Source organism: Cupriavidus sp. R6-3, assembly GCF_059772245.1.
This window is the reverse complement of record NZ_JCBAJO010000465.1, coordinates 1-300: the sequence shown is the minus strand read 5'-3', so window position 1 is coordinate 300 and position 300 is coordinate 1. Positions and strand designations below refer to the sequence as shown.

General features: G+C 66.3%; 1 protein-coding gene. It reads left to right on the top strand.

Features of this window, described 5'->3' with window-relative positions:
• Positions 1 to 300: hypothetical protein (locus AC6EI8_RS26670; RefSeq protein WP_498383424.1), on the top strand; the 300-nt coding region annotated here is incomplete at both ends.

Here is a 300-nt window from a genome sequence, read left to right as displayed (position 1 = left end):
GGCATGACCCTGCGCGACTACTTCATCGCACACGCGCCGGCCGAGCCGCAACCGTGGTTCGAGCCGGTGATGTCTCCGCGCCCGGAGTTCCCGGCGTTCACCGAGCTTTCGGCCGACGACCAGCGCGACTGGAACAGCGAACTCTATGACTACGCGCCCGAAGAATGCAGCGCCGCTTTGCGCGCATACGGTGAGAAGCGGAAGGCGGCGGAAAAGGCCGCCCGGGAGTGGGACAAGGAGTGCGGAAAGCAGCGGTATATCCAATGGCCTGCCGCCTGGGCTGATGCGCAACTCGCCGCC